The organism is Metapseudomonas otitidis, from assembly GCF_011397855.1.
In the GTDB taxonomy this organism is placed as follows: Bacteria; Pseudomonadota; Gammaproteobacteria; order Pseudomonadales; family Pseudomonadaceae; genus Metapseudomonas; species Metapseudomonas otitidis.
The window spans coordinates 2,385,533-2,409,666 of sequence record NZ_AP022642.1; the positions used below are offsets into that span (position 1 = coordinate 2,385,533).

The 24,134-nt window shown below is 67.2% G+C and carries 20 protein-coding genes; 13 read left to right on the top strand and 7 right to left on the bottom strand.

Annotated features, from left to right (window positions below):
- Window positions 1-129 precede the first annotated feature (129 nt).
- From PotMrB4_RS10995 to PotMrB4_RS11020, 6 genes are all read left to right on the top strand, one after another.
- Window positions 130-594, top strand: coding sequence for a DUF3859 domain-containing protein (locus PotMrB4_RS10995; RefSeq protein ID WP_172433260.1), 465 nt, complete (start codon window positions 130-132; stop codon window positions 592-594).
- A gap of 374 nt (window positions 595-968) precedes the next feature.
- On the top strand, window positions 969-2,912 hold the full coding sequence (locus PotMrB4_RS11000) for a DUF1302 domain-containing protein (RefSeq protein WP_172433261.1): 1,944 nt from the start codon (window positions 969-971) through the stop codon (window positions 2,910-2,912).
- A 47-nt stretch (window positions 2,913-2,959) separates the two neighbouring features.
- Window positions 2,960-4,330 (top strand): DUF1329 domain-containing protein, encoded by a 1,371-nt coding sequence (locus PotMrB4_RS11005; protein ID WP_172433262.1) that lies wholly within the window; start codon window positions 2,960-2,962, stop codon window positions 4,328-4,330.
- Window positions 4,331-4,430: 100 nt separating this feature from the next.
- A complete protein-coding gene (locus PotMrB4_RS11010) occupies window positions 4,431-5,147 on the top strand; it encodes a response regulator (RefSeq protein WP_330592374.1) in 717 nt (238 codons plus the stop codon).
- A gap of 134 nt (window positions 5,148-5,281) precedes the next feature.
- Entirely contained in the window at window positions 5,282-8,101 is a 2,820-nt protein-coding gene (locus PotMrB4_RS11015; protein ID WP_172433264.1) for a PAS domain S-box protein, read from the top strand.
- 77 nt (window positions 8,102-8,178) lie between these two features.
- Entirely contained in the window at window positions 8,179-8,865 is a 687-nt protein-coding gene (locus PotMrB4_RS11020; RefSeq protein WP_172433265.1) for a hypothetical protein, read from the top strand.
- Between the two features lie 11 nt (window positions 8,866-8,876).
- Here PotMrB4_RS11020 and PotMrB4_RS11025 read toward each other — a convergent pair whose 3' ends face one another.
- From PotMrB4_RS11025 to PotMrB4_RS11045, 5 genes are all read right to left on the bottom strand, one after another.
- Entirely contained in the window at window positions 8,877-10,499 is a 1,623-nt protein-coding gene (locus PotMrB4_RS11025; protein ID WP_172433266.1) for a methyl-accepting chemotaxis protein, read from the bottom strand.
- Between the two features lie 129 nt (window positions 10,500-10,628).
- A complete protein-coding gene (locus PotMrB4_RS11030) occupies window positions 10,629-12,254 on the bottom strand; it encodes a methyl-accepting chemotaxis protein (RefSeq protein ID WP_172433267.1) in 1,626 nt (541 codons plus the stop codon).
- Between the two features lie 170 nt (window positions 12,255-12,424).
- Window positions 12,425-13,642, bottom strand: coding sequence for a beta-ketoacyl-ACP synthase I (fabB, locus tag PotMrB4_RS11035; protein ID WP_074972506.1), 1,218 nt, complete (start codon window positions 13,640-13,642; stop codon window positions 12,425-12,427).
- A gap of 11 nt (window positions 13,643-13,653) precedes the next feature.
- Window positions 13,654-14,169 carry a 3-hydroxyacyl-[acyl-carrier-protein] dehydratase FabA gene (fabA, locus tag PotMrB4_RS11040; RefSeq protein ID WP_044413996.1) on the bottom strand — a complete coding sequence of 172 codons (516 nt, stop codon included), beginning with the start codon at window positions 14,167-14,169 and terminating at the stop codon, window positions 13,654-13,656.
- Window positions 14,170-14,378: 209 nt separating this feature from the next.
- The gene (locus tag PotMrB4_RS11045; RefSeq protein WP_142008385.1) at window positions 14,379-16,301 is read right to left on the bottom strand and encodes an ATP-binding protein; all 1,923 of its coding nucleotides are present in this window, start codon (window positions 16,299-16,301) and stop codon (window positions 14,379-14,381) included.
- 364 nt (window positions 16,302-16,665) lie between these two features.
- Here PotMrB4_RS11045 and PotMrB4_RS11050 point away from each other — a divergent pair, with 364 nt between their 5' ends.
- The 4 genes from PotMrB4_RS11050 to PotMrB4_RS11065 are packed head-to-tail and all read left to right on the top strand — an operon-like array spanning window position 16,666 to window position 18,991.
- Window positions 16,666-17,688 carry an NAD(P)H-dependent glycerol-3-phosphate dehydrogenase gene (locus PotMrB4_RS11050; RefSeq protein ID WP_069560232.1) on the top strand — a complete coding sequence of 341 codons (1,023 nt, stop codon included), beginning with the start codon at window positions 16,666-16,668 and terminating at the stop codon, window positions 17,686-17,688.
- A gap of 29 nt (window positions 17,689-17,717) precedes the next feature.
- A complete protein-coding gene (locus PotMrB4_RS11055; RefSeq protein WP_044413989.1) occupies window positions 17,718-18,065 on the top strand; it encodes a DUF4389 domain-containing protein in 348 nt (115 codons plus the stop codon).
- Window positions 18,062-18,526, top strand: a complete 465-nt coding sequence (gene sixA / locus PotMrB4_RS11060) for a phosphohistidine phosphatase SixA (RefSeq protein ID WP_172433268.1) — start codon at window positions 18,062-18,064, stop codon at window positions 18,524-18,526. Before PotMrB4_RS11055 ends, sixA begins: the two co-directional genes overlap by 4 nt.
- A gap of 27 nt (window positions 18,527-18,553) precedes the next feature.
- Window positions 18,554-18,991 (top strand): hypothetical protein, encoded by a 438-nt coding sequence (locus PotMrB4_RS11065; protein WP_172433269.1) that lies wholly within the window; start codon window positions 18,554-18,556, stop codon window positions 18,989-18,991.
- A 36-nt stretch (window positions 18,992-19,027) separates the two neighbouring features.
- On the opposite strand, the gene PotMrB4_RS11070 is transcribed toward PotMrB4_RS11065, so the two are convergent.
- A complete protein-coding gene (locus tag PotMrB4_RS11070; protein ID WP_172433270.1) occupies window positions 19,028-20,014 on the bottom strand; it encodes a TerC family protein in 987 nt (328 codons plus the stop codon).
- Between the two features lie 265 nt (window positions 20,015-20,279).
- Between PotMrB4_RS11070 and PotMrB4_RS11075 the strand changes: the two genes are divergently transcribed.
- Both PotMrB4_RS11075 and PotMrB4_RS11080 read left to right on the top strand, forming a co-directional pair.
- On the top strand, window positions 20,280-21,947 hold the full coding sequence (locus tag PotMrB4_RS11075) for an AMP-binding protein (RefSeq protein ID WP_172433271.1): 1,668 nt from the start codon (window positions 20,280-20,282) through the stop codon (window positions 21,945-21,947).
- A 44-nt stretch (window positions 21,948-21,991) separates the two neighbouring features.
- Window positions 21,992-22,435: a hotdog fold thioesterase gene (locus PotMrB4_RS11080; RefSeq protein ID WP_074972519.1), complete on the top strand. Its 444-nt coding sequence runs from the start codon at window positions 21,992-21,994 to the stop codon at window positions 22,433-22,435.
- A 40-nt stretch (window positions 22,436-22,475) separates the two neighbouring features.
- Here PotMrB4_RS11080 and xthA read toward each other — a convergent pair whose 3' ends face one another.
- Window positions 22,476-23,288 (bottom strand): exodeoxyribonuclease III, encoded by an 813-nt coding sequence (gene xthA, locus PotMrB4_RS11085; protein ID WP_044413974.1) that lies wholly within the window; start codon window positions 23,286-23,288, stop codon window positions 22,476-22,478.
- A 155-nt stretch (window positions 23,289-23,443) separates the two neighbouring features.
- On the opposite strand from xthA, the gene PotMrB4_RS11090 reads away from it, so the two are divergent.
- Complete coding sequence (locus tag PotMrB4_RS11090) at window positions 23,444-24,106, top strand: GNAT family N-acetyltransferase (RefSeq protein ID WP_160481248.1); 663 nt, start codon at window positions 23,444-23,446, stop codon at window positions 24,104-24,106.
- Window positions 24,107-24,134 lie beyond the last annotated feature (28 nt).

The following is a 24,134-nucleotide window of genomic DNA, read 5'->3' on the forward strand; positions in this document are numbered from 1 at the left end:
GGGCGGCGGCGCGGGCCTTACGCCCGTGTCGTCGCCGACTGGTGCTGGGGAGGAGGGCGGTCGGCAAGCTGTCATCAGTCGGTCATGAACGTGTCATAGCCTGCCGCCATCCCAACCAAGGAGCGCGACATGAAAGCAACCCGACTGAGTGCACTGATCGCCCTCGGCCTGGCGTCCGGAGCGGCCTGGGCCGATGTCCGGGTGGACGGGCCGGTGGAATACGGCGTGTTCGAGAGCCACTACCAGGACTTCAAGCCCGGCGAGCGCGTGCTGACCAGCAGCGACCAGAGCATCCAGCAGACCGAGGTGGTGCCCGCCCGGCTCGGCACCAAGTTCGGCCTGCGCTACACCCTGGTCGGCAAGCGCGAGAACGACACGCCGCTGACCCTGCTGTACCTCACCCCGGGCGTGACCACCCCCGACGGCCAGCGCCACGACAAGTTCGAGGTGATCCAGAAGATGGCCCCGGGCGCCCCCCAGGACGTGATGGCCTACGAGTTCACCGAGACCCACGAAGTGGTGCCCGGTGCCTGGCACTTCATGGTGTTCCAGGGTGACCGGCTGCTCGCCGAGAAGCGTTTCGAGGTCCGCTGACCGCCTTCGCCGCCCGGTTCCGCCGGGCGGTCTCTCCCCACGGGCCAGGCCCGTCGCGCCCGAGGCGCCTGTGATTTCCCTCCCCGAATGACGACTGCCCGGCTGTTGGTTGGGTGGATGGCTGGCGTATTGGCAGGTTCGGACATACTTTGTTACCGTACTTGCACTTTCGTACCAGATTCGCTCCCCGCTCCAACAACAAGAACAGCGTGACCGTCGCCGGCGTGCACCCCCCGCGACGAGGATGGACACCTGCGAGAGCGATGCCGAGGCCTGCCCATGTGCCCGGACGCCGTTCCGCAGCCGAGAGAAGAACAACAGGACCGGACGCAGAGCCGGCCCGAAATCTTGGCCGTCAAGGGAGGTACGTCGCTATGAAGAGGTTCATCCGCAATCCTGTCGCACCCCATCGATCAGGGCCCGCTGGAGTCGCCTGGGGGCTGCTGCCCCTGCTGGTGGCGGGCTCGGCCCAGGCGGTGGAGTTCAGCCTGCTGGACAACCAGCTCACCGGCTCCATCGACACCACGCTGTCCTACGGCGCCATGTGGCGGGTGCAGGGGCGGGACAAGGACAACATCAGCGACATCAACGCCGACGACGGCAATCGCAATTTCGATACCGGGCTGGTCTCCGAGGTGTACAAGGCCACGTCAGACCTCTCGCTGAAGTACGACAACTACGGCGCCTTCGTGCGCGGCACGGCGTACTACGACAGCCAGATCATGGACAAGCGCAACGACTATTACGGCACCACCGGTGGCGTGGAGCGGCCCAGCCAGTCCTTCCCTGATGACGACCGCTTCACCCAGGACACCCGCCACGTGGCCGGGCGCAAGGCCGAGGTGCTGGATGCCTACGTGTTCGGCAACTGGGACGTGGGCGACATGCCCCTGGGCGCCAAGGTGGGACGCCAGGTCATCAACTGGGGTGAGGGGGTGTTCTACCGGGGTGGGGTGAACACCGTGAACCCGGTGGATGCGGCGCGCTTCCACCTGCCGGGCTCGGAGCTGAAGGAAGTGCTGGTGCCGATGGAGGCGCTGAGCTTCAACCTGGGGCTGACCGACAACCTGTCCATGGAGGCCTTCTACCAGTGGAAGTGGAAGGAGACCCGGCTGGACCCGGTGGGCACCTACTTCTCCGACACCGACCTGTTCGCCGATGGCGGGCATACGGCGTACACCACCACGGCCAACCCCGACCTTCTGGCGATCATGGGGCTGCACCCCCTGGCGGTAGCGGCGGGTGCCATCGGCAATGGCGCCTACGGGCCCAATGCCTACGTCAACGCGGAGAACGGGACCTTCAAGGTCGCCAATATCGGCAAGGACCTGCAGGCGGACGACAGTGGCCAGTTCGGCGTCGCCTTCCGCTACATGGCGGAGGAGCTGAACTCCACCGAGTTCGGTTTCTACTTCGTCAACTACCACGCCAAGGAGCCGCAGATCGCCATCGACCTGACCGGCTACAACGGTGTGGACATGGCTGGCCTGGCAGGCTTCGGGCCGGCCGGCCCAGGGCTGGCAACGCTGGACATGGCCAGCAATGCCCAGGCCCGGCGGCGCTATGTCGAAGACATCCGCATGTACGGCTTCAGCTTCAACACCACGGTGGGGGATGCCTCGGTGTCCGGCGAGATCGCTTATCGCCCCAACGCGCCGATCGCCATCGCCGCCACCGACGACCTCCTCAGCGACCTGCTGGGGCAGGGTGTCAACGGGTTGACCAACATCTATGACGCCAGCGTTGCAGGCAATGCCGCCTGCGCCCAGGTATCCGGCAAGCAGCTCTGCCGCAGTTCGATCTTCGACAACTACGAGCGTGCCGAGACCTACAACACCTCCCTGTCCACCCTCTACAACTTCGGCCCGGCGCTGAGCTTCGACTCGGTGATCGGCGTTGCCGAGCTGGCCTCCCAGCACATCCGTGGCAGCAGCCTAAAGTACACCGCCTTCGACGGCTCGGTGCGCAGGTTCACCAGCGCCACCGACAAGGCCTACGAGGATGAGCGCACCACCGACAGCGACCAGATCAGCCGCGACAGCTACGGCTACACGCTGCTGCTGTCCGGTAGCTGGAACGACGTCTACGCCGGGGTGAAGCTCTCGCCCTACGTGGTGTTCCAGCACGACTTCAAGGGCAACTCGGACCGCACCGGCAACTTCATCGAAGGGCGCAAGGCACACACCATCGGCGTGGACGCCAGCTACCTGAACAGCTTCGAAGTGGGCCTGCAGTACACCGAGTACTACGGCGCCGGGCGCAACAACAGCACCCGCGACCGCGACAACGTCTCGCTCACCGCCAAGTACTCGTTCTGACCACGCGCCCGGCCGTGGCCGGGCTGTCACCTGACAGGGAGACCCCCATGCTGAGCAAACCTTCGCTGCTGCTGGCCGCCTGCGTGCTGGCAACCATCACCTCCGAGGCCGGCGCCGCCGTGACGGCCGACCAGGCCGCCGCGCTCGACAACCGGCTGACCCCCTTCGGCGCCGAGAAGGCCGGCAACGCCGCCGGCACCATTCCCGCCTGGGCCGGCGGGCTGACCCAGGCCCCGGTCGGCTACAAGGGGCCCGGCCAGCACCATGTCGACCCCTTCGCCGGCGATACCCCGCAGTTCACCATCACCAAGGCCAACCTGGAGCAGTACAAGGCGCACCTGACGCCGGGCCAGGTGGCGCTGTTCAACGCCTACCCGGAGACCTTCCAGATGCCGGTCTACGCCACCCGGCGCTCCGGCTCGGCGCCGCAGTGGGTCTACGACAACATCCGCCGCAACGCCACCAGCGCCAAGCTGCTCAACGGCGGCAACGGCTTTGCCGACGCCTACGGCGGCGTGCCGTTCCCGATCCCGCAGAACGGCCTGGAGGCGGTGTGGAACCACATCACCCGTTATCGCGGCACCTACATCGTGCGGCGCTCGGCGGAGGCGGGCGTGCAGCGCAATGGCGCCTACTCCCTGGTCACCTCCGAGGACGAGGCGCTGTTCCGCTTCTACGACCCCAAGGGCAGCTACGCGGGCCTGCAGAACACCCTGTTCTACTACCTCAGCTTCACCACCGCCCCGGCGCGCCTGGCCGGCAACGGCGCGCTGGTGCAGGAGATGCTCGACCAGGTCAAGGAGCCACGCCAGGCCTGGGGCTACAACCCCGGCCAGCGCCGGGTGCGGCGGGCGCCGACCCTGGCCTACGACACGCCCATCGAGTCCACCGACGGCCTGCGCACCGCCGATGACACCGATATGTACAACGGCGCGCCGGATCGCTACGACTGGACCCTGGTGGGCAAGCAGGAGATCTACATCCCCTACAACAACTACAAGGTCACCAGCCCCGAGGTGAAGTACAAGGACCTGCTGCAGCCCGGCCACATCAACCCCAAGTACACCCGCTACGAGCTGCACCGGGTGTGGGTGGTGGATGGCAAGCTCAAGCCCGGCGCCCGGCACATCTACTCGCGGCGCACGCTGTTCCTCGACGAGGACAGCTGGGGCGCGGCAGTGGTGGACCAGTACGACGGCCGCGGCGACCTCTGGCGGGTGTCGATGGCCTACCTGAAGAACTTCTACGAAGTGCCCACGGTGTGGACCGCGCTGGACACCTTCCACGACCTCCAGGCCCGCCGCTACGGCGTGCAGTGGCTGGACAACGAAGAGCCCGGCACCGTCGACTTCAGCCAGCCGTCCCCCGGTGACGCGGCCTTCACCCCGGCCGCCCTGAGGCGCAAGGCCTCGCGCTGACCGCAGTCCCGCCCCACGGCGGGACTGCTCGCCGACCCGGCGCCGCGTTATAGTCGCGCGATTCCAACCAAAGGGATGAGCGAGGACCATGGTGGCGCCGGTGAGGATTCTGGTGGTGGACGACGATGCCGAGGTGCGCGAGCTGCTGCAGGACTACCTGGGCGGCCACGCCTACCAGGTGGAGACGGCCTGTGACAGCGGCAGCATGCGCGCGGCCCTGGCAGCCGGCTTGCCGGACCTGGTGCTGCTGGACGTCGGCCTGCCTGGCGAGGACGGCCTGAGCCTCGCCCGCTACCTGCGCGAGCACCACGACCTGCCGGTGATCATGGTCTCCGGCGCCGGCAGCGCCGTGGACCGCACCATCGGCCTGGAAGTGGGCGCCGACGACTACGTGGCCAAGCCCTTCGACCCCCGCGAACTGCTGGCCCGGATCAAGACCGTGCTGCGCCGCTACCAGCGCGCCCCGGCGTCCGCTGCCGTGGCGGAGGCCGTTGCCCCCGTCGAACCCGATACCCGCCTGCAACTGGGCGCCTGCCGCCTGGACCTGGAGCGCCGCCAGCTGTTCGACGCCTCGGGCGGGGAAATTCCCCTCACGGCCATGGAGTTCGACCTGCTCCAGGCCTTCGCCCAGCGGCCGAACCGGCCGTTGTCCCGCGACCAGTTGCTCAACCTCACCCAGAACCGCGACTGGAACCCTTTCGACCGCTCCATCGACATCCGCATCGCCCGCCTGCGCCGCAAGCTCGAGACCGACCCCGACAAACCCCAGGTGATCCGCACCCTGCGCGGGGTGGGGTACATGTTCGTGCCGGGCTGACCCCGCGCCTGGCTCCTCTGCTCGGCGCCAGGCCGCCGTTTGTTTCAATTGTTTCAACCGCGTTGTACCCCCTGAACTCCCTCGGGGCGGCTCTCTATACTCCGTTCACCCAAGAGGCTCCTGGAGGCCTTCCGATGAGCCAGACGGCCCACCGCCCGCTGTTCGACGGCGCCGCCGAACACCAGTTGCGCCAGATCGTCGACAACAGCAGCGCGGTCATCTACGTGAAAGACCTGGAAGGGCGCCTGCGTCTGGTGAACCGGGCGTTCGAGCAGGTGTTCAAGGTCACTGCCGAGCAGGTCATCGGGCATGTCGACCATGAGTTCTTCCCGGCCGAGCTGGCCGATGTGCTGCGGGCCAATGACCAGAAGGTGGTGGAGCTGGGGCGCGAGCAGGAGTTCGAGGAGCGCCTGCCGTTCAACGGCGTGGTGCGCACCTACCTGTCGAGCAAGTTCCCGCTGTTCGATGCGGAGGGGCGGGTCACGGCGGTGTGCGGCATCTCCACCGACATCAGTTCGCGCAAGAGCGTCGAGGAGGTGCTGCGCTACGTGGCCCTGGGGATTTCGGCGGCCACCGGCAACGAGGTGTTCGAGGCGATCGCCCGCTACATGGTGCGCTCGCTCCGGGCCGACTTTGCCTTCGTCAGCCGCATCAGCGACGAGGGACCGCACAAGCTCACCACCCTGGCGATGTATTACAACGGCTCGCTGCAGGCCAACTCGACCTACCCCTTGAGCGGTTCACCCTGCGGCGACGTGCAGGGACGGGCCTTTCATTTCGTCGGCACCGGGCTGCAGGCGCTGTACCCGAATGACGCCGTATTCCGTGCCTATGGGGTCGACAGCTACGCCGGCTACCCGCTGTTCGCCACCGACGGCCGGCCGCTAGGGTTGATCGCCGCTGGCCGCCTGGGCCCGATGAAGGAGCGCGAGCGCGCCGAGTCGGTGCTGCGCATCTTCTCGGTGCGGGCGGCGGCGGAGATCGAGCGCCTGGAGGCGGAGGCCAGCTACCGGGCGATCTTCGCCGGCTCCGAGGACGCCATCCTGGTGCTGGATGTGGAGACCGGGGCGCTGGTGGATGCCAACCCGCGTGCCTGCGCGACGGTCGGCTACAGCTACGAGGAAATGATCGGGCTGGACATTGATGCCTTCAGCGCCGGCTACGAGCCCTACACCGGGCGCCAGGCCGCGGGCTTCCTGGCCCGCGCGGCGGCGGGCGAGCCGCAGCGGTTCGAGTGGCACCGGCGCAACCGCGACGGCAGCCTGCATTGGGACGATGTGACCCTGAAGCGGGTGACCCTTTCGGGGGTGGACCGCATCCTGGTGTTCTGCCGCGAGATCACCCAGCGCAAGGAGGCGGAGCAGGCGCTGCGGGCCAGCGAACTGCAGCACCGCACCATCACCGACACGGCGCTGGATTGCTTCATCAGCATGGACGGCGCCGGGCGCATCCTGGCCTTCAACCCGGCTGCCGAGCGCTGCTTCGGCATCGCCCGGGACCAGGCGCTGGGGCGCGGGTTGCTGAAGCTGATCATCCCCGAGCGGTTCCACGTGATGTACGAACAGGACCTGGAGCGCTACGCGCAGACCGGCAACGGCAGCTTCCTCGGCAAGCGCCTGGAAGTGGTGGCGCGCCGTGCCTCCGGCGAGGAGTTCCCGGCGGAACTGGCCCTGACCCATGTGAATGGTGACGAAGGCCCCCGTTACATCTGCTACCTGCGCGACATCACCGAGCGGCGCCAGGCCGAGGAGGAGAAGACCCGCCTGGAGCAGCAGTTGCGCCAGGCCCAGCGCATGGAAGCCATCGGGCACCTGACCGGGGGCATTGCCCACGACTTCAACAACCTGCTGACCAGCATGCTGGGCTACACGGTGATGGCGCAGGAGCATGCCGAGTCCCTGCGCGACGAGCGCCTGGGCAAGTACCTGACCCGAGTGCAGCGGTCGGCGGAGAAGGCCCGCGACCTGATCCAGCAGATGCTGACCTTCAGCCGTGGCAGCCGGGGTACGCCCCAGGTGACGGCGCTGGACCGGTTGCTGGGCAGCTTCATCCGCCTGCTGGAGTCCACCCTGCCGGCCACCGTCGAGCTGGAGACCCACCTGGCGGCCGATCTGCCGCCGGTGCTGGCGGACCCGGTGCAGCTGGAGCAGGTGCTGATGAACCTCTCTATCAACGCCCGGGACGCCATGGGCGGTGTCGGGCGCTTGCGCATCGAGCTGCAGCGGCAGCACCTGGGCGATGGCGTGTGCGCGTCCTGCCAGCAGCGGGTGGCGGGGCCCTTCGTCAGCCTGACGGTGAGCGACAGCGGCCCGGGCATCGATGCGGGCCTGCGTTCGCAGGTGTTCGAGCCGTTCTTCTCCACCAAGGCCAGCGGCCAGGGCAGTGGCATGGGCTTGTCCATGGTCCACGGCATCGTCCACGAGTACGGCGGGCACATCCTGCTGGAGGGTGGCGCGGGGCAGGGGGCGGTGTTCCGCGTGCTGCTACCGGCCCACGAGGACGGGCAGCTTCCGGAGGGGATGGCCTGCTGCCCGGCGGAGCATGTTCCGGTTCGCGCGACCTTGCAGGGGCGGGTGGCGGTGGTGGACGACGACCCGCTGGTGGGCGAATTCATGAGTGACCTGCTGGCCACCTGGGGGCTGGAGGTGCAGCTGTTCAGCGACCCGGAGCAGGCCAGCCTGCACCTGGGGGCCGCCCCTTACGCGCGGGACCTGGTGATTCTTGACCAGAGCATGCCGAGGTTGACCGGCATGCAGTTGGCGCGGCGCCTGCTGGCGGCCCGTGCGGATCTGCCGATTCTGCTCTACACCGGCTTCAGCGACAGCCTGGTGGAGGAGGACGTGCGCGCCCAGGGCGTGCGGGCGATGCTGACCAAGCCGCTGGACCAGGCCCGCTTGCATGCGCTGCTGGGCGAACTGCTGGAGGCGGGCAGTTACCGTACTGAAACAAACTGAGCGGCGGCAGCCACAGTACGGATACAGGGGCGGTGCAGGCTGTAACCATCAGCCACCGGCCATCAAGGACCGCCATCATGGACACCCTCTTCGGACGCATCGCCGCCGTTTCCCTCGGCCTGACCAGCTGGCTGGTCGCCCTGGCCACCTTCATCGTCGCCATCGGTTTTCTCGCCGGCCTGCCGCTGGCGCCTTTCCACCTGGAGGGGCCGCTGGCGGTGCCGCCTTGGCACGCCCTGGCACTGGACGGGCTGCTGCTGGTGGGGCTGGTGGCGGCCGTGCTGCTGGCCGCTGGCCGCAGCCACCGCGCGCGGCTGCTGATGGTGAGCGCGATGGCGCTGCTGGTCATGGCGTTCTGGCAGCCCCTTGGGGGTGAGACCTGGCAGTTCGAAAACCCGTCCCTGCGGCTGGTGCTCTCCGCGGCCTTCGGCCTGGGGGCGGCGTTGCTGGCCTACGCGCTGGTGCTGGCGGATCTGCTGTCCGGATCGGGGCTGGTGGCGGCCTGGCGCCGGTTGCCGGGCGGCTCGGTTCGGGCGATCCCCGCCCTGGCCCGTGGCCTGCGCGGTGAGGCACGGCTGGCGTCCGGGCTCGGTGTGCTGCTGTGTGCCTGGGGCAGCCCGGCCATGGGCGTTGCGCACCTGGGGCTGGCGCTGCTGGCGAGCCTGGTGGTGGGGTGGGCGATGGTGCGGGGCCGCGCCCGGTCATCCGGGCGGGTGCTGAGGCTGGAGCGTGCGCCGCGTGACGGGGTGCGCCACGCAGCCTGAGGCCAGGCGGACTAGACGGTGAAGCGCGCCACCATGGCGTTGAGTTCCAGGGCCAGGCGCGAGAGCTGGTAGCTGGCGGTGGAGGTTTCGTTGGCGCCGGTGGCGGTCTGGGTGGACAGGTCGCGGATGTTGACCAGGTTGCGGTCTACCTCGCGGGCGACCTGGGCCTGCTCTTCGGCGGCGCTGGCGATCACCAGGGTGCGCTCGTTGATGTGGCTGACCTGCTCGGCGATCTCCACCAGGGCGGTGCCGGCGGCTTCGGCGATCTCCAGCATCTGGCGGGCACGCTGGTCGTTCTGGCTCATGGCGCTGACCGCCTCGCCGGTGCCGCTCTGGATGTTGCCGATCATCTGTTCGATTTCACGGGTGGATTCCTGGGTGCGGTGGGCGAGGGCGCGTACCTCGTCGGCGACCACGGCGAAGCCGCGCCCCTGCTCGCCGGCGCGGGCGGCCTCGATGGCTGCGTTGAGGGCCAGCAGGTTGGTCTGCTCGGCGATGGCGCGGATCACGTCGAGCACCTTGCTGATGTTCTGCGCCCGTTCGGCCAGGCCTTCCACCAACTCACTGGTCTGGGCGACGTCGTCGCTCATGTGGCGGATCGCCTGGACGGTCTGCTCGACCCGGCTGCGTCCGGCATGGGCCGATTGCTCGGAGGCCCGGGAGGCTTCTGAAGTGCCGGCGGCGTTGCGGGCCACTTCCTCGACGGCGGCAGTCATCTCGTTCACCGCCGTGGCGGCCATCTGGATTTCGTCGTGCTGCTGGCTGAGGGTGCGGTTGCTTTCCTCGGTGATGGCGCTCATTTCCTCGGCCGCCGAGGCGAGCTGGGTGGCGGAATGGCTGATCTGCTCGATGGTGCCGCGCAGTTGCTGCTGCATCTTCTTCAGGGCAGCGAGCAGTTGGGCGGGTTCGTCCCGGCCGGTGGTGTCGATGGGGCCGGTGAGGTCGCCGCCTGCCACCACGTCGGCGGCGCGCACGGCGATGTGCAGCGGCTGGGTGATGCTACGGGTCAGCAGCCAGGCCAGCAGCACGGTGGCCAGCACGGCCAGGGCCAGCACGCTGAGCACGGCAGTCTTGGCGCTGGCGTAGTCCTGGTCGGCTTTTACGTTGGCCTGCTCGGCGCCTTCGGTGTTGTAGTCCAGCAGCGCCTGCAAGGTCCTGATGGTGGCGCGGTAGTTCTCCAGCAGCGAACCTTGGGCGAGGCGGTTGGCGCCGGCACTGTCACCACTGCGGGAGAGGCCCAGGAGTTGTGAGGACTCGTCTTGGAAGCGTTTGTACTGCTGCTGGAAGGCGCGGAACAGTTCGGTGTCCCGGCCGGCATCCATGTCCTTTTCGTAGGCCTGGCTGGTCTTCGCCAGGTTGGCCTCCAGCTCCTGAAGGCGCTGTTCAAGAGCGGGCTTGGCGGCCGCTTCGGCGAGCACGTGGCCCAGCTGCACCTGGCGTATTTCGGTGACCAGCAGTTCCAGCTTGGCCAGGTTCCTGAGGCTCGGGATCCAGCTCTGGCTCATTTCGGTGGAGGCGTCGTTGATCACCGCCATGCGGTTCAGCGAGAACAGGCCAGTGAAGATCAGCAGCAGGGTGATGAGGGCAAAGCTCGAGGCGGCGCGCGGGGCGATGGGGAACTGGCGCAGGAACATGGGCACTTCTCCGTGGGGGCCAGGCGGGGGGACGCGGAGGAGTATAGGTTTTCTTGTTGGCCTGCGGAGCCCGATCTGTGGGCTTTTCAGGGGAAGCGAGGGCCTGCCGCTGGGCAGGCCCGGATGGCATCAGACGGTGAAGCGGGCGACCACGGCACTGAGGTCGGCGGCCAGGCGGGACAGTTCCTGGCTGGCGCTGGAGGTCTGGTTGGAGCCGGTGGCGGTCTGGGCGGAGAGGTCGCGGATGTTGACCAGGTTGCGATCCACCTCGCGGGCGACCTGGGCCTGCTCTTCGGCGGCGCTGGCGATCACCAAGGTGCGTTCGTTGATGGCGCTGACCTGGGCGGCGATCACATCCAGGGCCTGGCCGGCGGCTTCGGCGATCTTGAGAATCTCCCGGGCGCGTTCGTCGTTCTGGCTCATGGCGCTGACGGCGTTGCCGGTGCCGGTCTGGATGCTGGCGATCATCTGTTCGATTTCGCGGGTGGATTCCTGGGTGCGGTGGGCGAGGGCGCGGACTTCGTCGGCGACCACGGCGAACCCCCGGCCTGCTTCGCCGGCGCGGGCGGCCTCGATGGCGGCGTTGAGGGCCAGCAGGTTGGTCTGCTCGGCGATGGCGCGGATCACGTCGAGCACCTTGCTGATGCCCTGGGCCTGGTCGGCCAGGCCGCCGACGATGCTGCTGGTCTGGCTGACTTCGCTGCTCATGGCGCGGATGGCCTGGACGGTCTGGGCGACCTGGTGGCGGCCGCCTTCGGCGGACTCTTCCGAGAGGCGCGAGGCTTCGGAGGTGGAGGCAGCATTGCGTGCGACCTCTTCGACGGCGGCGGTCATCTGGTTGACGGCGGTGGCGGCCATCTCCGTTTCGTCGTGCTGGCGGTTCATGGCCTGGTTGGTTTCGTCGGTCACCACGCTGAGCTGGTGGGCGGCGGCGGCCAATTGGCTGGAGGAGTCGGTGATGTGGCGGATGGTCTGGTGCAGGCTGCTGCGCATCTCGGCGAGGGCCTGCATCAGCCGCGCGGGCTCGTCCCGGCCCTGGGTGTCGATGGTGCCGGTGAGGTCGCCGTTGGCGACGGTGCGGGCGGCTTCCACGGCATTGCGGATCGGCACGACGATGCTGCGGGTGAGCAGCCAGGCCGTGGCGACGGCGAGCAGCGCGGCGAGTACCAACACGAGGCTGACGGCGGTGCGGGCGCCTTCATAGGTGCTGGCGCTGGCGTCGCCGGAGCGGTCGGCTTCGAGGTTGCTCAGCTTGATCAGCTCGGTGAGGGTGGCGTGTACGCCTTCGTAGGCTTCTCGCAGGGGGCCGCGCATCAGTTCGTAGGCGTCGTCGGCATGGTTGCTGCGGGAGAGTTGCAGCAGTTGGTCGTGGCCCTGGAGGTACGCTTCCTTGCGCTGGCGGTATTCGGCGAACAGGCGCTTCTCGTCCGGCAGCAGGAACAGGGGCTGGTAGATGCGCTCGATCTCGTCCAGCTCCTCGCGGATCTTGGCCATGCGCACTTCCTGGCGGCTCATCTGCTCGGCCTCGCGGCTGAGGATGTGGTTCATCTCGCTGAGGCGGTATTCGGCCATCAGGTAGCCGAGCTGGCTGGAGTACTCGACGCTGGGGAGCCAGATCTTGGATACCTGATAGGTGGCTTCGTCCATGGTGGACATCCGCGACAGGCAGAAGAGCCCCAGGCCCACCAGCAACAGGGTGATGACGGCGAAGCCGCAGGCGGCGCGGATGGAAATGCTCAGGTTGCGCAGGGACATGGGAGGCTCCTCCGGGGATGCGCGTGGACGTACGGGCATTAAGAGCGGAGGCGTTGCGCGGGACTTAAATGCGGCGGCGGGGTTTGGGAAAGGTCTGATGCGGTTTTACGTGGGGCATGAAAAAGGCCCGTATCCGGGGATACGGGCCTTCAGGTGTCGCCGGGGGCCGGTCAGGCCTTGAAGCGCTGCAGCACCAGGGTGGCGTTGGTGCCGCCGAAGCCGAAGCTGTTGGACATGACGGTGTCCAGCTTGGCGTCTTCGCGAACCTGGCGAAGGATCGGCATGTCGGCCACTTCCGGGTCCAACTCGTCGATGTTGGCCGAGGCAGCGATGAAGTTGCCTTCCATCATCAGCAGGCAGTAGATCGCCTCGTGGACGCCGGCGGCACCCAGGCTGTGGCCGGACAGGCTCTTGGTGGAGCTGATCACCGGGGCCTTGTCGCCGAAGACTTCGCGTACGCCGCGGATCTCCGCCACGTCGCCCACCGGGGTGGAGGTGCCGTGGGTGTTGAGGTAGTCGATCGGGGCCTGGACGGTGGACAGGGCCTGCTGCATGCAGCGGACCGCGCCTTCGCCGCTCGGAGCGACCATGTCGTAGCCGTCGGAGGTGGCACCGTAGCCGACGATCTCGGCGTAGATCTTGGCGCCGCGCTTGAGGGCGTGCTCCAGTTCCTCGACCACCACCATGCCGCCGCCACCGGCGATGACGAAGCCGTCACGCTTGGCGTCGTAGGCGCGGGAGGCCTTCTCGGGGGTGTCGTTGTACTGGGTGGAGAGGGCGCCCATGGCGTCGAACAGGCAGCTCTGGCTCCAGTGCTCTTCCTCGCCGCCGCCGGCGAAGACCACGTCCTGCTTGCCGAGCTGGATCTGCTCCATGGCCTGGCCGATGCAGTGCGCGCTGGTGGCGCAGGCGGAGGAGATGGAGAAGTTCACGCCCTTGATCTGGAAGGGGGTGGCCAGGCACGCGGAAACGGTGCTGCCCATGGTGCGGGTCACGCGGTATGGGCCGATGCGCTTGACGCCCTTCTCGCGGAGGGTGTCGATGGCTTCCATCTGGTTGACGGTGGAGGCGCCACCGGAACCGGCGATGAGGCCGGTGCGCGGATTGGAGATCTGCTCGGGCGTCAGGCCGGAGTCCTTGATCGCCTGTTCCATCGCCAGGTAGGCGTAGGCGGCGGCGTCACCCATGAAGCGGAAGATCTTGCGATCGATCAGCTCTTCCAGGTTCAGGTCGACGGAACCGGAAACGTGGCTGCGCAGGCCCATCTCGGCGTAGGCCGGGTTGTGGCGGATACCGGCACGGCCGGCACGCAGGTTGGCGGAAACGGTTTCCTTGTCATTGCCCAGGCAGGAAACGATGCCCAGGCCGGTGATCACGACGCGACGCATGCGGATAACCCTTAGAAGCTGTCAGTTGAAGTGAAGAGGCCGACGCGGAGGCCTTCCGCGCTGTAGATCTCGCGCCCGTCGACGCTGACGGTGCCATCGGCGATGCCGAGGATCAGCGAGCGGTTGATGGTGCGCTTGATCTGGATGTTGTAGGTGATCTTCTTGGCGGTCGGCAGGATCTGACCGAAGAATTTCACCTCGCCCGAGCCCAGTGCACGGCCGCGGCCGGGGTTGCCCTGCCAGCCGAGGTAGAAGCCCACCAGCTGCCACATGGCATCGAGGCCCAGGCAGCCCGGCATCACCGGGTCGCCCTCGAAGTGGCAGGCGAAGAACCACAGGTCGGGGTTGATATCGAGCTCGGCGACGATTTCGCCCTTGCCGTACTTCCCGCCGGTTTCGCTGATGTGAACGATCCGGTCGATCATCAGCATGTTGGGGGCGGGCAGTTGCGCATTACCAGGTCCGAACAGCTCACCGCGACTGCAGCGCAGCAGGTCTTCCCGGGAATAGGCGTTTTGTCTTGTCATGCGAGCTCCTAAATGGTCCCCGTACTGCAGGGCTTGGCATTTCGTCCACTGCCGTGCGCATAGCGCCGAATCGGCAGACTAGTCATAGACTGTTGCGTTGCAGTGAAAGTCACAGAGTACACTCGTACACCTGCATTCCGATCGTCCCGGGTCGCGCAAGGTGGGGGTTCGAGGGCACAGCCTGCCGCACTTTATCACCCGTTGCCCACTCACCGAAGGTCGGGGGGGCAATCGGTCGCGCCGCCCAGCCAGCGCTGCAGCACACGCTGCAGGTCTGCCCGTTTGAACGGCTTGGCGAGGTAATCGTTCATACCCGCTTCCAGGCATGCTTCGCGGTCGCCCTGCAGGGCGTTGGCGGTGAGGGCGATGATGGGGACCCGGGTGCCTCCATTCATGCCGCGAATCTGACGGGTGGCTTCATAGCCATCGAGCACCGGTAGCCGGCAGTCCATGAGGATGGCGGCGAACCCCGTGCGAGAAGCCGCCTGTACGGCCTGGGCACCGTCGCTGACCAGGCTGACGCGGTAGCCGAGGCTGCGCAGCATGGCTTCTATCACGGTCTGGTTGACCGGGTTGTCCTCCACCAGCAGCACGTCCTGGCCGTTGCCCGCCGCGGCCTGGTCCGGGTAGGGGCCGTCCGTTCGATTCACCTGCTGGCGGAAGGGCAGGGGGATTTCCAGGGTGAACACCGAGCCCTGGCCCTGGTGGCTTTCGGCGCGCAGGGTGCCGCCCATGCGCTCGGCCAGGGTGCGGGCGATGGGCAGGCCGAGGCCGGTGCCGCCGTAGCGCCGGGAAATGGAGCTGTCGGCCTGCTGGAAGGCGTCGAACATGTGTTCCAGCCGTTCCGGGGGAATGCCGATGCCGCTGTCGTGCACGGCGCAGGTGAGCCAGAGCACCTGGTCGTCCAGCGCCTGCCACTGGGTGACCACGCGGATGCTGCCCTCTTCGGTGAACTTCAGGGCGTTGCCGACCAGGTTCACCAGGATCTGCCGGATGCGCGTCGGGTCGCCCTGGACCTCCACCTGTTCCAGGCCGGGCTGAGTCTCCACGATCAACGCCAGGCCGCGCTGCTGGGCGCTGTGCTGGAACACCTGCACCGAACCGTTGACCAGCTCCAGCAGGTTGAAGGCGATGCGCTCCAGTTCCAGCGCGCCCCGCTCGATGCGGGAGAAGTCGAGGATGTCGTTGATCACCTTCAGCAGGTGCTCGGTGGACTCGGTGGCCAGGGCAGCGTACTCGGCCTGCTCCTGGGTCATTTCGGTTGTTTCAAGAAGTTGCAGCATGCCCAGTACGCCGTTCATCGGTGTGCGCAGCTCGTGGCTCATCATCGCCAGGAAGTCGGACTTGGCGCGGTTGGCCTGCTCGGCTTCTTCCCGCGCGGCAATCAGCTGGTCGATGGCCTGGCGCTGTTCCCGGCTGGCGCGGTCGAGGCCGCTGGCGAGGTTGTTGATGTGCCGGGCCAGGTCACCCAGTTCGCCTTCCTCCATCACCGGCAGGCTGGCCTGGTAGTTGCCGGCCTGGATGGCCTCCACTGCCTGGCCCATGGCGCTGATGGGCTGTGACAGGCGGATGGCCAGGCGGCGCGCCACCAGGAAGGTGAGGATCAGGGCGAACAGCGCCAGCAGCGTGGCCTTGAGCAGGATCTCCTGCTGGCGACTGCTGAACGCATCGTTGGACATGCCGACCACCACGCGCCCGAGGTAGCCGGTGGCCAGCTTGCTGTCGCCGCGCCCGGCGTGGAATAGCGTCTCGTTGCCCAGTTGCACCTGCTGCAGGCGGATCGGCGCATGGAAGATCTCCACCTGCGCACCGTTGCGTTCGAGGGTGCCCGGCTGCTCGACGTAGGCGAGGATGGCGTCGTCCTGGTCGCGCACTTCCAGGAAGCGCACATGGGGGGTGTCCAGGGTGGCCTTGAGCAGGCCTTCCAGCACCGGACGGTTGCCGGCGATCACGCCGTATTCGGCTGCCGGCGCCAATTGGTTGGCGATCAACTGGCCGGTGTGGTTGAGCTCCTGGCGCAGGTCCTGCAGCCGGGCGAAAGTGAAGAAGCCGGTCAGCAGCAAGGTCAGCAGCAGGGCGGGGCCGAGGCTGATGAGTTGGGTGCGGGTGTGGATGTCCCAGCTGCGGGTCATGGGGTGGTGCCTCCTGGGCCCGTCAGCGTGGAATCAAGGTGCGTCAGCCCCCGGGCATTTTCGCTTTGGTCGCTCGCCCGGGCGCCCGCGTCACCTTGGCGGCATGCAAGCCGTCGGGTAGAAGAGGCGGGCGAGGGGCGTGGAGGCATGCAGGGGTCTCGGCGCAGGGCTTGCCAGGTTGGGTGATGGCCGTTCGGCGGGCGTTTGGCACCGCAAAACCACGAAGCGGTCACATGGATGCGGGATTTTCGTCGCTCCCCCGCGGCTTGACCAGTGGCAGATGCCCGGTTTGAGACTGGTTGGTCGCTCGGGCCTCCGTATAATGCGCGGATTCGCCACCCGGGTGGCTCTACATGGACTGGTTATGACTCGAGATCAATCGATCGCAGTGCTGGGTGGCGGCAGCTTCGGCACCGCCATTGCCAACCTCCTCGCCGAGAACGGCAACAGCGTGCTGCAGTGGATGCGCGACCCCCAGCAGGCCGAGGCGATTCGCCAGAACCGCGAGAACCCCCGCTACCTCAAGGGGGTGAAGATCCACCCCGGGGTCAGCCCCAGTTCCGACCTGCCGGCCGTGCTGGCGGCCTGCGACCTGGTTTTCGTAGCCATCCCTTCCAGCGCCCTGCGCAAGGCCCTGGAGCCGGTGGCCGAGCAGCTCGAAGGCAAGCTACTGGTGAGCCTGACCAAGGGCATCGAGGCCCAGAGCTTCAAGCTGATGAGCCAGATCCTCGAAGACGTGGCGCCCAAGGCGCGCATCGGCGTGCTCTCCGGTCCGAACCTGGCCAAGGAAGTGGCCGATCACGCGCTGACCGCCACCGTGGTGGCCAGCGAAGACGCCGAGCTTTGCCAGCGCGTGCAGCAGGCCCTGCACGGCAAGACCTTCCGCGTCTATGCCAGCGCCGACCGCTTCGGCGTGGAGCTGGGCGGCGCGCTGAAGAACGTCTACGCCATCATCGCCGGCATGGCCGCTGCCCTGGGCATGGGCGAGAACACCAAGAGCATGCTGATTACCCGGGCACTGGCCGAGATGACCCGCTTCGCCGTCAAGCTCGGCGCCAACCCCATGACCTTCCTCGGCCTGGCCGGTGTCGGTGACCTGATCGTCACCTGCTCCTCGCCCAAGAGCCGCAACTACCAGGTGGGCTTCGCTCTGGGCGAGGGGCTGTCCCTGGAGGATGCCGTGGCCCGCCTGGGCGAGGTGGCCGAGGGGGTCAACACCCTCAAGGTGCTGAAGGCCCGCGCTGAGGAACTGCAGGTCTACATGCCGCTGGTCTCCGGCCTGCACGCCATCCTCTTCGAAGGGCGCACCCTGGCCCAGGTGATCGAGGTGCTGATGCGTGGCGAGCCGAAGACCGACGTCGACTTCATCCCCACCAGCGGCTTTTGAACCAGCTGCCCCAGGACCAGGAGCTAACCATGAGCAATGAGCAAGAAGACCTGCAGCGCGAGTCCATCCTGCTGCGTGTGTTGTGGATGCTGATCTTCGTCATCGTCTGGCAGTTGGCCGAGATCGTGCTCGGCGTGGTGGTGCTGGCCCAGCTGGGCTACCGCGCCTTCTACGGCGCGCCCAACGGCGGGTTGATGGCCTTCGGTGACAGCCTCAGCCAGTACCTGGCCCAGATCGGCCGCTTCGGCACCTTCAATACCGAGGAAAAGCCCTGGCCGTTCGCCGACTGGCCGACCCCGCGCGCGCCGGAAGGTGAGGCTGCCCACAGCGTGCCCCCGGCGCCCCACCCGGTGCGTGACGAAGAGCCGAAGCTGTGAAGCTCTGGCTGCTGCGCCACGGCGAGGCTGAGCCCCGGGCCGCCACCGATGCCGAGCGACCGCTGACCCGCAACGGCCGCCAGGAGGTGCTGCAGGCTGCAGCCCGCCTCGCGGGAGTGCCATTGGACGCGATCATCGTCAGCCCCTACCTGCGCGCCCGGCAGACGGCCGAGCTGGTGGTCGAGGCCCTGGCATTCCAGGGGCCGGTGCTGGTGGAAGGCTGGCTGACGCCGGAAAGCGACCCGCGCGAGGCGCTCGACCGGCTGGCTCAGCGGGAAGAGAGCCAGCTGCTGCTGGTGACCCACAACCCGTTCGTAGGGGAACTGGCGGGCTTGCTCGTCCACGGTCATCGCCAGCAGCCATTGGCCATGAGCACCGCCAGCCTGGCCGAACTTGACGGCGCAATGCCCCTGGCCGGGGTGATGGACCTGCGTGCGCTTCACCATCCCCATCGCCTGTGATCCCGCTGGGGCTCAAGGAAGACTGCCGTGATCCGTGATTTCACCCGCCAGGCACTCGCCTGGCTTCTGGCCATGGCCTGCATCCCGTTCGCGGGCGCTGCCGATCACCCCGACCCGTCCTACTTCGTCGGCCGCTACTGGGTGGTGGGCCGCCTGCCGGACAGCGGCACGCCCTACAGCGGTGACCTCAAGGTCTACCTGCATGAGGGCGAAATGGCGCTGTACTGGGAAGTGGGCGACGAGGTCTGGACAGGGCGGGCGACCTTCGTCGAGTCGGAGCTTGTCGATACCGCCACCCAACTGCGCATCACCGTCGAGCGCGGTGGCCATCCGTACGAAGGGACGCTGCTCTGGCGCAACGACCTGGACAACTACCCAAGGGTCTCGGGCTACATCTACGACCCGAAGGTCGACACCGACAAACCGGGCCTGGAGGCCTGGTTCCCCAACCCCGAGTCCCCCTGAACGAAACGCCCGGCCAAGGGGCCGGGCGCTGTCGGGTCAGTGGCTGGGGGCCTTGTCACCCCTCGTCTTCCAGAGCGAGACCAGCACGCCGCCGATCAGCAGGCTCAGGGTCACACCCAGGGAGATGGCCGGGGGGATCTTGCCGATAAAGCCCACCAGGAAGATCTTGCCGCCGATGAACACCAGCACCAGGGCCAGGGCGTACTTCAGGTAGGCGAAGCGGTGGATCAGCGCCGCCAGGGCGAAGTACAGGGCCCGCAGGCCGAGGATGGCGAAGATGTTGGAGGTGTAGACGATGAACGGGTCCTGGGTGATGGCGAAGATCGCCGGGACGCTGTCCACCGCGAACACCAGGTCGGCCAGCTCGATCATCACCAGGGCCAGCAGCAGCGGCGTACCCCAGAGCACCACACGGCCGCTGGCGTCCGGCTGGCGGACGAAGAAGCGCTGGCCGTGGAGTTCGTCGGTGATCCGCATGTGGCTTCGCAGGAAGCGCACGAAGCGGTTCTCTGCCAGGTTCGGCTCATCGTCCACCTTGGCGAACAGCATCTTCACACCGGTGATGACCAGGAACACGCCGAACACGTAGAGGATCCAGCTGAACTCATGGATCAGTGCGGCGCCCAGGGCGATCATCACGCCACGCAGCACGATCACGCCCATGATTCCCCAGAACAGCACCTTGTGCTGGTACTGCCGCGGGATGGCCAGGAAGCTGAAGATCATCGCCATCAGGAACACGTTGTCCATCGACAGCGACTTCTCGATCAGGAAGCCGGTGACGTAGTCCATGCTCGCGTCAGCGCCTTTCTGGTGCCAGACCCAGAGGCCGAACAGCAGACCTGCGGTGATGTAGCCGGCGGAGAGCATCAGGCTTTCCTTCACGCCGATCTCGCGCTCCTTGCGATGGAGCACGCCGAGGTCGAAGGCCAGCAGAGACACGACTATGGCGATGAAGACCAGCCAGAGCCAGGTTGAGGTGCCGAGGAAGTCGGCGAAGAGAAACGAATCTAGGGCAGTCACGAGCCCCTCCTTTCAGTCGAATTGAACCAACTATGACTCCGACATGGCGGCGCTAACCGTCAGAGGGGCCCGGCGTCATGGCGGCGAGAATACGGATCCCCTCATACCCACTCAAGCAGACCTTTTTGCAAATTGTGTATGCCCCCGGCAGAGGCCACGGTCGATACATTTCTTAACTTGCACCTGGGATGGCGTGCGTGGAATAGTCGACCAAGCAAGTGCTTGGTTGTCCCCGATTCACAAGAACAAGAAAGGAGGAGGCCCTGTGGCTGATGCAGTCCGTTTGCCGCTCGACATGTTCTTCGAGCGTGAAGCACGTCATCCCAACAAGCGTTACCTGGTGCAGCCCATGGCGGGTGGCCAGGTGGAGGAGCTTACCTGGGGCGATGTCGGCGACCAGGCGCGACGCGCCGCCAGTTGGCTCAGGGGGCGCGACCTCCCTCCGGGCAGCCGCATCGCGATCATTTCCAAGAACTGTGCCCACTGGATCGTGGCCGACCTGGCGATCTGGATGGCCGGGCACGTCTCGGTGCCCCTGTACCCCAACCTCACTGGCGAGTCCGTCCGCCAGGTGCTGGAGCACTCCGAAAGCGCCCTGGCGTTCATCGGCAAGCTGGACGACTGGCCGGCCATGAGCGGCGGGATTCCCGAGGGTGTGGCCACCATCGCGCTTCCCATCCACCCCGAGGGCACCTTCGACTACGCCTGGTCGGACCTGCTGGATTCCACCCCCATCCGCGACAACCCACGCACCCGTCCCGAGCAGCTCGCCACCATCATCTACACCTCCGGCACCACCGGCACGCCGAAGGGCGTCATGCAGAGCTTCGGCAACTTCGCCTTCGCCGCCGAGCACGGCGTGCAACTGTTCAATACCGGCGAGAGCGATCGCCTGCTGTCCTACCTGCCGCTGTGCCACGTGGCCGAGCGGATGTTCGTCGAGATGGCTTCCCTCTATGCCGGGCAGACGGTGTTCTTCGCCGAAAGCCTCGACACCTTCCTCCGCGACCTGCGCCGCGCGCGGCCCACGGCGATCTTCGGCGTGCCGCGCATCTGGACCAAGTTCCAGATGGGCGTTTTCGAGAAGATGCCCGCCCAGAAGCTGGACCGCCTGCTTCGCCTGCCTCTGATCGGCCGCTTCATCGGGCGCAAGGTCCTCGCCGGCCTGGGGCTCGATGCCGTGCGCGTTGCCCTGTGCGGCGCGGCCCCGGTGCCCGAGGCGTTGCTGCACTGGTACAAGCGCCTCGGCCTGGACGTGCTGGAGGTCTACGGTATGACCGAGAACTGCGGTTATTCCCACGTCTGCCGCCCCGGCGAGCAGAAGACCGGCTGGATCGGCCGCAACAGCCCCGGCGTCGAAGTGCGCATCAGCGAGGAAGGGGAAGTCCAGGTCCGCAGCGGCGCCACCATGCAGGGTTACTACAAGGACCCGGAACGCACCGCCGAGACCATCACCTCCGACGGCTTCCTGCGCACCGGCGACAAGGGCGAGCAGGACGCCGACGGCAACCTGCGGCTCACCGGCCGCATCAAGGAAATCTTCAAGACCAGCAAGGGCAAGTACGTCGCCCCCGCACCCATCGAGAACCGCCTGGCCGTGCACACCCGCATCGAGCAGGTGTGCGTGGTCGGCGACGGCCTGCCGCAGCCGATGGCCCTCTGCGTGCTCTCCGAGGTGGGGCGCCAGGAGGCCGGCAACGGTACCCGTGAACAGCTGGAAGGCAGCCTCCGGGCCCTGCTCGACGAGGTCAACCAGGCGCTGGACAAGCACGAGCGCCTGCTCGGCCTGGTGCTGGTGAAGGACGTCTGGGCGGTGGACAACGGCTTCCTCACGCCGACCCTGAAGATCAAGCGCAACGTCGTCGAAGGCACCTACGGGCCGCGTTTCCCTGAGTGGATCGAGCGGCGCGAAACAGTGCTCTGGCACGACTGAAGTCCGCGTCGGTCACCCCGGCGCCCACCTAAAAAGGAGTCGACATGAGCCTGTGGCGCGAAACCCCCGATCTGGACCGCCTCAACGCCACCCTGCGCAACACCATCGGCGAGGTGCTGGACATCCGCTTCGAAGCTTTCGACGAGGGCTCGATCACCGCCAGCATGGTGGTGGACGGCCGCACCCACCAACCCTACGGGCTGCTCCACGGTGGCGCGTCCGTGGTGCTGGCCGAAACCCTCGGCTCCACCGCCGCCTACCTGTGCATCGACACCAGCCGCTTCTATTGCGTAGGGCTGGAAGTGAACGCCAACCACCTGCGCGGTCTGCGCAGCGGCAGGGTCACTGCGGTTGCCCGGCCGGTGCACCTGGGGCGCTCCACCCATGTGTGGGACATCCGCCTCAGCGGCGACGATGGCAAGCCCAGCTGCATCTCGCGGCTGACCATGGCCATCGTGCCCCTGGGGGAGGAGCCGCCGCGCAGCTGATGTGCAAAAGAAAGGGGCCGCTTCAGCGGCCCCTTTTCATTCATGCCAGGTCCAGCCAGATCGGCGCGTGGTCGGAGGGTTTCTCCATGCCGCGCAGGTCGTAGTCGATCCCGGCATCGCGCAGGCGCGCCTGCAGCGGCTGGCTGGCGAGGATCACGTCGATGCGCAGGCCGCGCTTGGGGGTGTCCTCGAAACCGCGGCTGCGGTAGTCGAACCAGCTGAAGCGATCATTCACCTCGGGGTGGAGGTGGCGGAAGCTGTCCACCAGGCCCCAACCTTTCAGGGTGGCCAGCCACTCGCGCTCTTCCGGCAGGAAGCTGCACTTGCCGGTCTTCAGCCAGCGCTTGCGGTTCTCCTCGCCGATGCCGATGTCGCAATCTTCCGGCGAGATGTTGATGTCGCCCATCACCACCAGCGGCTGGGAGGGGGCGAAGCGGCTTTCCAGCAGCGCCTGCAGGTCGGCATAGAAGCGTTGCTTGGCCGGGAACTTCACCGGGTGATCGCGGCTCTCGCCCTGGGGGAAGTAGCCGTTCATCACCGTCACCGGGTTGCCCTGTTCGTCGGCGAAGGTGCCGTAGATGAAGCGGCGCTGGGCGTCCTCGTCATCCCCCGGGAAGCCCTTGTGCAACTCCAGCGGTGCCTGGCGTGACAGCAGCGCCACGCCGTAGTGGCCCTTCTGCCCGTGGTAGTGGACGTGGTAGCCGAGCTGGCGGATCTCCGCTTCCGGGAACTGCTCGTCGGCCACCTTGGTCTCCTGCAGGCCGATCACGTCGGGCTGGTGCTTGGCGATCAGCGCCTCCAACTGGTGGGGGCGGGCGCGCAGGCCGTTGATGTTGAACGAAACGATCTTCATGGGGGCAGCCATCCGGAAAAAGTATCGAATCCTAGCCCAACGCCCGCCGGGCCTGCCAGCACATGGCGGCGGGGCAGGGGGGCTGCTAGCTTTTCAGCCAGCCGGGGCACCTGCCCATCGCGGCGACCATAACCAGAACAACGAGGACACCGTGCATGCCCGGATACGTCACCCAAGCGCCGGTCGAAGTGCGCCTGCTCGACCGCGGCTACAGCCGCGAGGCCCGTTCGCTGCTTTACCACGCCTACCGGCACGAGCCCACCTACGCCTACCTGCTGGATGCCAACCGACCCGGCTATGACCAGCGCGTGCGCGCCACGGTGCGGGAGCTGGTCAAGCAGCATTTCATCGAGGAACTGCCGGCCATCGGCCTGCTGATCGAAGAGCGCCTGGTGGGCATCGCCCTCATCGCCCCGCCCCAGCGCCGGCTGGACATCACCGAAAGCTGGGGCTGGCGCCTGCGCATGCTGCTGACCACCGGCCTGGGCTGCACCCGGCGCTTCCTCGAGTACCACGAGGCGGTGCTCGCCTGCCTGCCGCCCGGCCCGTACCACGTGCTGCCGTTGCTCGGCATCCACCCGGAGTTCCAGGGGCGCCAGCTGGGCGAGCGACTGCTCCAGGCGCTGCACGAATGGTGCGCCGAAGACGCCGGCTCGCAAGGCGTGGTGCTGGATACCGGCAACCCGCGCTACCTCGACTTCTACCAGCGCCAGGGCTACCAGCTGCTTGGCGAGGTCGCCGTCGGGCCGGTGCTGGAGCGGGTCTTCTTCCACCCCAACCCGGCCCAGGTGCTGGAAGGCGTTGGCGTGAGCGCCTGAGCCGCCATGGTTGTCAGCCCGACACATC